9 protein-coding genes are annotated in these 8,916 nt (G+C 55.7%); 4 read left to right on the top strand and 5 right to left on the bottom strand.

Features of this window, described 5'->3' with window-relative positions:
• Window positions 1–103 precede the first annotated feature (103 nt).
• From lepA to AC2FH0_RS19215, 3 genes are all read left to right on the top strand, one after another.
• Window positions 104–1,903: a translation elongation factor 4 gene (lepA, locus tag AC2FH0_RS19225; protein ID WP_496790112.1), complete on the top strand. Its 1,800-nt coding sequence runs from the start codon at window positions 104–106 to the stop codon at window positions 1,901–1,903.
• Between the two features lie 1,136 nt (window positions 1,904–3,039).
• Window positions 3,040–3,219, top strand: a complete 180-nt coding sequence (locus AC2FH0_RS19220) for a CTP synthetase (protein WP_142638109.1) — start codon at window positions 3,040–3,042, stop codon at window positions 3,217–3,219.
• Between the two features lie 90 nt (window positions 3,220–3,309).
• Window positions 3,310–3,630, top strand: coding sequence for a hypothetical protein (locus AC2FH0_RS19215; RefSeq protein WP_142638110.1), 321 nt, complete (start codon window positions 3,310–3,312; stop codon window positions 3,628–3,630).
• Between the two features lie 1,294 nt (window positions 3,631–4,924).
• Here AC2FH0_RS19215 and AC2FH0_RS19210 read toward each other — a convergent pair.
• The 4 genes from AC2FH0_RS19210 to AC2FH0_RS19195 all read right to left on the bottom strand — a co-directional run bounded on the left by AC2FH0_RS19210 (window position 4,925) and on the right by AC2FH0_RS19195 (window position 7,158).
• Complete coding sequence (locus AC2FH0_RS19210; RefSeq protein ID WP_142638111.1) at window positions 4,925–5,062, bottom strand: entericidin A/B family lipoprotein; 138 nt, start codon at window positions 5,060–5,062, stop codon at window positions 4,925–4,927.
• A gap of 76 nt (window positions 5,063–5,138) precedes the next feature.
• On the bottom strand, window positions 5,139–5,933 hold the full coding sequence (locus tag AC2FH0_RS19205; RefSeq protein ID WP_142638112.1) for a metal ABC transporter permease: 795 nt from the start codon (window positions 5,931–5,933) through the stop codon (window positions 5,139–5,141).
• Window positions 5,933–6,682, bottom strand: coding sequence for a metal ABC transporter ATP-binding protein (locus AC2FH0_RS19200; RefSeq protein ID WP_496690139.1), 750 nt, complete (start codon window positions 6,680–6,682; stop codon window positions 5,933–5,935). Before AC2FH0_RS19200 ends, AC2FH0_RS19205 begins: the two co-directional genes overlap by 1 nt.
• The gene (locus AC2FH0_RS19195; RefSeq protein WP_142638114.1) at window positions 6,679–7,158 is read right to left on the bottom strand and encodes a Fur family transcriptional regulator; all 480 of its coding nucleotides are present in this window, start codon (window positions 7,156–7,158) and stop codon (window positions 6,679–6,681) included. The genes AC2FH0_RS19200 and AC2FH0_RS19195 overlap by 4 nt, the downstream gene beginning before the upstream one ends.
• Before the next feature lie 93 nt (window positions 7,159–7,251).
• Here AC2FH0_RS19195 and AC2FH0_RS19190 point away from each other — a divergent pair, with 93 nt between their 5' ends.
• Window positions 7,252–8,253: a zinc ABC transporter substrate-binding protein gene (locus AC2FH0_RS19190; RefSeq protein WP_496790111.1), complete on the top strand. Its 1,002-nt coding sequence runs from the start codon at window positions 7,252–7,254 to the stop codon at window positions 8,251–8,253.
• A 23-nt stretch (window positions 8,254–8,276) separates the two neighbouring features.
• Here AC2FH0_RS19190 and AC2FH0_RS19185 read toward each other — a convergent pair whose 3' ends face one another.
• Window positions 8,277–8,612, bottom strand: a complete 336-nt coding sequence (locus AC2FH0_RS19185) for an ArsR/SmtB family transcription factor (protein ID WP_142638116.1) — start codon at window positions 8,610–8,612, stop codon at window positions 8,277–8,279.
• Between the last annotated feature and the right edge of the window lie 304 nt (window positions 8,613–8,916).

Genomic DNA, 8,916 nt, shown 5'->3' with positions numbered 1-8,916 from the left:
CTGATGTATTTGCGCCTTAGCTGTTCTCTGTTTCAAATTTGATCGCCGCTGTTGTTTCAGCAGCCATTGACCAAACCTTAAAATCTATACATATCCCCAATCCATGACAGACCTCGCTCATATCCGCAATTTCTCCATCGTCGCGCATATCGACCATGGCAAATCCACCCTTGCTGACCGGCTCATCCAAGAGACCGGTACGGTCAAGGATCGTGACATGAAGGAACAGCTGCTCGACAGCATGGATATCGAGCGCGAGCGCGGCATCACCATCAAGGCCAACACGGTCCGCATCGACTATACCGCCGACAATGGCGAGAAATACGTGCTGAACCTGATCGACACCCCCGGCCACGTGGACTTTGCCTATGAGGTCAGCCGGTCGATGCGTGCCGTCGAAGGCTCTCTGCTGGTTGTGGACTCGACCCAAGGGGTCGAGGCGCAGACGCTGGCCAACGTGTACCAAGCCATCGACGCCGATCATGACATCGTGCCGGTGCTCAACAAGATCGATCTGCCTGCGTCCGACTGTGACCGCGTGGCCGAACAGATCGAGGATGTGATTGGCATCGACGCGTCCGAGGCGATTCAGGTCAGCGCCAAGACCGGGCAGGGCATCCATGAGACGTTGGAGGCCATTGTCACCCATCTGCCGGCCCCCAAGGGTAATCTGGATGCACCGCTCAAGGCGATGCTGGTCGATAGCTGGTACGACGCCTATCTCGGCGTCATCGTTCTGGTCCGCATCATGGACGGCACCCTGAAAAAGGGCATGCGCGTCAAGTTCATGTCGAACAACACCCTGCACCATGTCGACCGCGTCGGCGTCTTCCGGCCTGAGATGGAGATGGTCGACAGCCTCGGTTCCGGCGAAATCGGCTTTCTCACCGCCTCGATCAAACAGGTCCGCGACACCCGCGTTGGTGACACGATCACCAATGACCGCAATGGCGCAGAAATCGCGCTGGACGGCTTTAAACCCGCGCAACCGGTGGTGTTCTGTGGCCTCTTCCCCGTCGACAGTTCCGAATTCGAAGACCTGCGCGACGCGATCGACAAACTGGCGCTGAATGACGCCAGCTTCAGCTTTGAAATGGAAACCTCGGCCGCCCTTGGCTTTGGCTTCCGCTGCGGCTTCCTGGGCCTGCTGCACCTTGAGGTCATTCGCGACCGGATTGAGCGCGAATATGATATCGAGCTGATCACCACCGCGCCCTCGGTGATCTATCACGTCTTCATGAAAGACGGCGAGATGATCGAACTGCACAATCCCGCCGACATGCCCGACCCGTCAAAGGTCGACCATATCGAGGAACCACGCATCAAGGCGACCATCCTTGTGCCGGATGAATTCCTGGGCGACGTACTGAAACTGTGCCAGGACCGCCGCGGCATCCAGATGGACCTGACCTATGCGGGCTCGCGCGCGATGGTCGTCTATGACCTGCCGCTGAATGAGGTCGTCTTTGACTTCTACGACCGCCTGAAATCGGTGACCAAGGGCTATGCCTCGTTTGACTATCAGATGACCGGCTATACCGAGGACGCGCTGGTCAAGATGTCGGTGCTGGTGAATGATGAACCGGTCGATGCGCTGTCGACCATGGTTCATCGCGACCGGGCCGAGATGCGGGGCCGGGCGATGTGCGAAAAGCTCAAGGACCTGATCCCGCGCCACATGTTCAAAATCCCGATCCAGGCCGCCATCGGAGGCAAGGTCATCGCCCGCGAGACCCTCTCGGCCCTGCGCAAAGACGTGACCGCCAAATGCTATGGAGGCGACGCCACGCGGAAACGCAAACTGCTGGACAAGCAGAAGGCGGGTAAGAAAAAGATGCGTCAGTTCGGGAAGGTCGATATCCCGCAGGAGGCGTTTATTTCCGCACTTAAAATGGACTCTTAGTCCATTTTAAGTGTGAGTGCGCGAAAGCGTTTGGCAAAGCCAAACGCGTGCCCACACCGTGGGTTGGGAGAGCGACCGCAGCCGCTCAACCCATTACTTTTCCTTCCGAACGCCCTTAAAGGGTTTCTTGCTGGAAGTTTTGACGTCCATGAAGCGTCCGGTTTCGGAGTTGCGCTTCACATAATGACCGGACGGCGTCTTAGTTTGCGAACGGCCTTTGACCATTCCGTTGCGACGCCCATCACCTGAAGGTGGGTTGGTAGCCATCAGCAATACCTTTCACTGAGTGTGGCAGACAAAACTGCAATAGAAGCAGCCATTCACCTGAGAATAGTAGCGACGTGCTGCTGTGACCGCTGGTCCGCATGAAGAAAAATCACCTAAATAGATTCGATTTTCCGTAGCGGGCAGCCAACTGCAACCAGTCGTATGGACCTCGTGGTCGCCGTTAGATTGCGCATTCTTATTTACATAATAGTGAGCCATATCAGGCCTCCATCGTTAGTTTCGATGAAGGCCGCTTGACTTAATCGGTATGAGTTGATTCACTCATATTGCACCCCGAATTACCGCCGCGACCTTCGAATGAAGTTGCGGAGCCGGAGTGAAGCGCTGCCTTGGCCTGCACGCCTTGGCGGCGCACTTGATTCCGGCTGTCACGTTGATACTGCGATGGGGGGATAGCGCTGTCAACAAGATATAGTGATCTTGCCAAAATATACCTCTATATTACCATTTACTACCAGATATGGTGGCTTGTCAACAGGTTTTGGTAGTTTCCTGTGGATAACTTGTTGTTTGTTTGTAACCGCCCACTGATCAGCACTCAGTTGTCGAGCGTTGGTGCATGAAAGTGGATTGCGTGTTTTTTGACTACCCGCCCGGCGGCACCGCCGGGCCGCGCCGACCCGCCCCCATGGGGCGGCGCGTTTGCGCCTCCCCTCGGGCCGGCGCTGCCCTCCATTCTGCTAATAAACCCTTGCAAACGCGTTCACGACGCAGCGCTCTGCCCGTTCGCGGCTGAATTCGTCCATTGGACGAATTCCAAGACGCCGCTCACTCTGACCCAGATCAAAGACCGCATGCGCTCTCAATCCTAGGATCCGCGGAAGTTGAATCCCTGATATGAGGCCCCCATGCTTCCCCTGATGCTGATCGTACATATCTTCCTTGGCTCTACCTTTGCCGGGTCCGCTGTGATTGCGGTTCTGTCGATGGGGTATACGACGCTATACCCTATCCTGATTGCTGCCGGAGCTGGCTTTATTGCGGCGTTTCCGGTTTCGTATCTGGTGACCCGAAAGATCGCGGGATAAGGCCTGTTCGACCCATTGTGACCAACCTCACAGCCGCATCCCGGCTGACCTGCTAGAGTTTACCCTGCGGAACCCTAGCAGGAGGCGCAGATGTCCACATCCATGATCCCCTTCATTGCCCTCGGGTCAGCGGGTCTCTATTCCGTTGCCATGGTCGCGATGAAGTTCTGGTGGAAAATCCCAGGCCTGGGGCTTGGCCTGCTGATCGTCGCGACCCTGCTGGCCGGGGCGACGCTCGAACTCGCCGCGCTGCGCGACGAACGGTTGGGCATAATCTATACTGGCATTCTGGGGGCCGAGGTCGTTCTGATCGCCATCGCCTCATTCTTTCTGTTTGGCGAAAACTTCTCGCATCGCGAAGTGTTTGGCATTTCCCTGGTCGTGATCGGCACCGCGCTGGCCTGGGCCTAAGCGCGACAATCTGGTTAGGCTTTTTTAAAGCCTTCATGAAGCTTCCTTTAGGTAAGTTGCAACCGGCCCTCAGCCACCCAATCTGTATAAAAGGCCAGCGAAAGGCCCAGCACAGGAGGTGAGCCAGTGACAGCAAATTCAACTATCGAAGCGGTAAATGCCCCTTCATTTAGGTTGGCTGCGTGGGCTGGCGCAAGGTCCTTGGGCTGTATGTAATTTTGAATTTGCGTAGCCTGCGCGATCGAACGAGTTCCGGGCTCGTCTCTGGTCTCCAGGTGAACTGAAGCGTCTCTGGTCCGGTTGGAATTTAGGGGGTACTGGCTGCGAATTGCCGCAGCGCTTAGTAGGTAACCCAACCGGGTCGGAGCGCTTCTCAAATTCAGAACAGGCTTTCAGCGCAAAATGCGGGCAGGTGGCCCTGATTGGTCAGAAAATGCCTCGGTCCTCGGAGGCCGTGGCCAAAGAGCGACCCGTTCAAGGCGGGTTTGATTCGAAATATCAGGGATCGGATCGGCGCAATCGCTCACCAAAACCCCCAGAAGGGTCGTGCAGTCCGTTCGCGCCTGCAGAAAGAGTCCAAAATCCCGGGCCAAGCACGCAATTTCACTTGTCCAATCGCAACTCTGCGCAGGAACGTAAAATCTAGAGTTATCCACATCACTCTCCAGCGAGATATCAACAGTTTATCCCCGGCTATTTTTTATGCTGCAGTGCTATTTTCTTGCCCGTTTATGACCGCGATGTAACAGTCAGGTTACCGCAGAGGTTCTTAGGATCCTGGGTGGGACGCAAAGGCCAAGGGGGTCGCTGCGGTGAAGGGAAATCTTAGGATTTTGTTCTACTGCAAAGACTTACCGGTGCGTGATCCGCTGATTTGGGCGTCAAGTTTGAAACAGGTGATCAAGCTCTCAGAAGGTTAATGCGTGCTGTGAGGGGCCCTCGGGCTCTGTTCAGCGGCTGTGGCCCCTTAGGGGGACAAAGCAACTGGATCGAGACGTCCCTCGGGCGTGTCGAACCGGTAAGGCGTCAGGGGTGTCCTTTGGGCACGTGCAAAGACCGCGTCTGCGCACCTGACGCCTTTTCCTTTTTCCGGGCCCCGGATTCATACAGGCAGCGATTTAATTCCCCCTAAAACGGGAACGGGGTTCTTGCGTTTAAGCAAGAACCCCGTGATCGTGTCAGAAATGCAATGCCGCGTCTATGCACCTGTGTCCGCAAGGATAGCGGGTGCGGGTGCAGAGGGCAACTATATCTTGTATGCCGCCCGATCTTGACCGCTACATTCCGAAAGGAATCAGATGTTTTCCTGAACCTCGGTGGCTGCGCCCTGAATTGCGTCACCTGCTTTTTCAATATCTTTACCGGCGCCTTTAGCGGTTTCACATGCGGCGAGTGTGCAAAGGGCCAGTCCAATAAGTGCGGCTCGGATCATAGGTCTCTCCTTTTGTATAAGTCCCGATTTTCGTAGCAGTTTTGCTAATGGTGAACCAGAGTTTTGAACCGGCAATCTATTCTTTACGAAAAAGCGGCCCGATGGCGGCGGTTACCAGAAAGATCACAGCTGCGGCGCAGACGATGCTGGGCCCGGCCGGAGTGTCGGCAAGATACGCACCGCACAGCCCGACAAGGGCGGCAGCTGATCCGATGATGGCGGCCCCGAACGCCATATTTTCAGGTGTTTTCACCAAAGACCGCGCGCCGGCTGCCGGGATGACGAGCAGGGCGGCAATCAACAGAACCCCTACCACTTTGATTGCTACGGCAACGGCCAGCGCCATGGTCAGCGTCAACCACACCTCCTCGCGCTTTGGGTCAATGCCGGATGCATAGGCCATGTCCGGGTTCAGCGTGGCGACAAGTAGGGCTGACCAGCGCCAGATCATGACTGCCAGGATCAACGCGCCGCCGCCCCAAATGGTTGCCAAATCGCCTTTGGTGACAGCCAGGATATCACCAAACAGAAAGGCATTTAAATCCAGCCGGACGTCGGACAGCAAGGCGACGGTGACTAGTCCTGCGGCCAGGGCTGTATGCGCTATTACGCCTAGTAATGTGTCCATCGCCAACCCCTTGCCACGCAAAAGCGTGACGGTAAGCCCCATGGCAAGCGCTGACGCCACAATCGACGGCAGCATCGGAAGCGAAAACGCCAGAGACAGTGCCACACCCAGAACAGCCGCGTGCGCTGTGGCTTCGCCCAGATAGGCCATCCTGCGCCATACCACAAAGCACCCCAAAGGGGCCGCCGCGAGTGCAACACCAATACCCGCCAGCGCCGCACGAACCATAAAATCGTCTAACATCAGTTGGTTGTTTCCTGGTCGTGGTGGTGGTCATGGTCGTGCGAATGGCTGTGTTGATGTTGGTAAAGGGCCATCATGCCCTTGGTTCCGCTGCCAAATAGGGCCCGGTATTCGGGTGCGTCCGCGACGGTATGAGGCGACCCCTCGCAGCATATATGTCCGTTCAGACATAGCACACGGTCTGAGGCCGCCATGACAACGTGCAGATCGTGACTGACCATCACGATCGCGCAACCAAGGTCGCGTCTGACCTGCTCAATGCGTTGATAAAAGGCAGCTGCACCCGGTTGATCCAGGCCTTGCGTCGCTTCATCCAAAAGCAAGACCTGAGGATCATCAAGGAGTGCGCGCGCCAGCAGAACTCGTTGAAATTGACCGCCCGAAAGTTGGGTCATTTGCCGGTTGCGCAGATCCGGGACGCCCGCTCGTTCTAGTGCATCCAGCGCTTTGCGGGCCGAGATCCGTTTGGGTAAGCCCAGGAAACGTTGCACGGTCATCGGTAAAGCGGCGTCCAAAGCCAGTTTTTGCGGGACATAACCGATGCGCAGGCCGGGTGCGCGGCTTACCTGGCCTTCTGATGGGGTAATGGCCCCAATGATCGCCCGTAAAAGAGTCGACTTACCAGATCCGTTGGGCCCCACAATGGTTACGATCTCTGCTTCGGAAACTGCCGCATTCACATGTTCAAGGATCGTGCGGCCGTCGATCCGAATGGACATGTTTTTCAATGAAATAAGGGGGGTATTCATGCCGCCGACCCTACGCATTCGGGACATAGGCCCTCGGCCTCGACCACTACTCGTTCGATTTGAAACCCCGAGGTGTTCGCCGCAGCGCCCAATCGACCCTGTGTCAGCTCGGTTTCCGTTTCAGCCACTGCTTTGCAGGACCTGCAGATCAGAAACGCGGGGACATGGTCATGGGTCGGGTGGGCGCAGGCTGTATAGGCATTCAGTTGCTCGATACGATGCACGAACCCGTTTTGCACAAGGAAATCCAGTGCACGATACGCGACCGGAGGTTGCGACCCGAGCCCTTCTGCAGCTAGCACAGCCAGGATATCATATGCGCCCATTGCCCGGTGCTTTTCCAACAGGATCTCAAGAACACGGCGTCGGACAGTGGTGAACTGCAGGCGCTTTGTTCTGCACTTGTTTTCGGCCTGAGACAGCGCAGTGTGAACGCAGTGGGCGTGATCGTGTTGTCTGAATCCAACGGTGCTCATGACGGGGCTCCAATGATTTTGAACTTGATATGTAATAACGTCCGGATTAACAAGCGCTCAGCGAATGTAATAACATATCAATTTGGAGGGAAAATGTTCCGATCTACACTATATGTGTGCTCACTTGCGTTTGCGGGCCAGGCAATCGCCGAGGCGCCAAGCGTGGCCGTCGATATTGCGCCTGTCCATTCGCTGGTCGCCCGGGTGATGGACGGCGTGGGTGAGCCCAGCTTGATCATTCCACCCGGCGCGTCTCCGCATGATCACGCGATGCGGCCTTCTGAGGCGCGGTCTTTACAATCCGCCGAGATCGTATTCTGGACTGGAGAAGAGCTGACCCCTTGGCTGGTTAAACCCTTGGGCGCGCTGTCGCCGGATGCGCTGCATGTCTCTTTGTTGGATGCGGATGGAACAATTCTCTATGAATTCCGGGATGCGACCGATCATGATGACCATGATGACCATGCGGATCATGATGGCCACGACGATCACGCGGATCACGACGATCATGCGGGTCATGACGATCACGACGACCATGCGGGCCATGCAGACGACCATGGCCATCATCACGAAGGGGTTGACCCCCACGCCTGGCTGGATCCCGAAAATGCACGTATCTGGGTTCAGGTAATTGCCGCAACGCTCTCAGAGGCGGACCCTGAAAACGCCGATGCTTATCAGCAGAACGCGGCGACCGCTGATCGGGAACTGGTTGAACTGAAAGAAAAAATTATGACAGATCTGACAGATATGCAGACGCTGTCATTCATAACGTTTCATGATGCCTATCAGTATTTCGAAAAGCGATTTGGGCTGGAGTCATCCGGCGCAGTCAGTCTTGGCGATGCGTCCTCTCCCGGGCCGGCGCGATTGGCGGCTTTGCGTGAAAAGGTTGAGCATGAAGGAATTGTTTGTGCCTTTTCCGAGCCGCAATTTGACACAAGGCTGGTGCGGACAGCGATCGAAGGAACCGGGGCCACGATCTTTGAATTGGACCCTGTAGGCGTGAGTTTTGACACGGGAATTTCGCACTATGACAGTTTGCTAATGGCCATGTCCGCCGGCTATCAAGACTGTTCCAAAAGTAAGTCGTAAGTAGCCGGGATAGCGGATTGCTCTTATTCTTCGTTGCAAAAGAGTTCGTAGACAACCTCTAACATCCGGCGTGGCCGTTCATCGGCCAGTCTATAAAAGATCGCCTTGCCTTCGCGGCGAGGCGTCACCAACCCTTCAAGTCGCAACCGCGACAGTTGTTGCGAAACAGCCGCTTGCCGCGCCGAAAGCAGCTCTTCCAGTTCTGTTACTGACTTTTCTCCCGATACCAGGTGGCACAGGATCATGAGACGCCCTTCGTGGCTGATGGCCTTGAGGAAATTTGCAGCATGCGTTGCGTTCTCAACCATTTTGTCGAAATTTTCCGGAGATGTTTCCTGTGAAAGTTGTGGAAGGGCCATCCTCTGTTTCCTTACCAGCCCACACTTTGGGCGCCTGTTTGTGTTGCTGCCTGGAGAAGGTCGCAAGTCAGCTAGTTATGAACATTTACTCTCATATGCATGAATCAAAATGAGGTGAGGGGAAAAGGGGAACTTGTGAGAGTTCGACGCAGATTTCGACTTAGAAGAGCGTATCGCTTTAGTCACCGCTGAATATCTATTTGCATTTGCAGGGCATGAAGTTTCCTGCACCCCTTGCAGCCCCACTGTGGCGATACTAAGACTCAGGTAACAGATTTTCGGGTAGTGTCCCGATCCATAGCAA

The organism is Ruegeria sp. CDSC051 (assembly GCF_059610665.1).
Note: the sequence above shows the minus strand (reverse complement) of the source record. Positions and strands in the feature narration are given on the sequence as shown.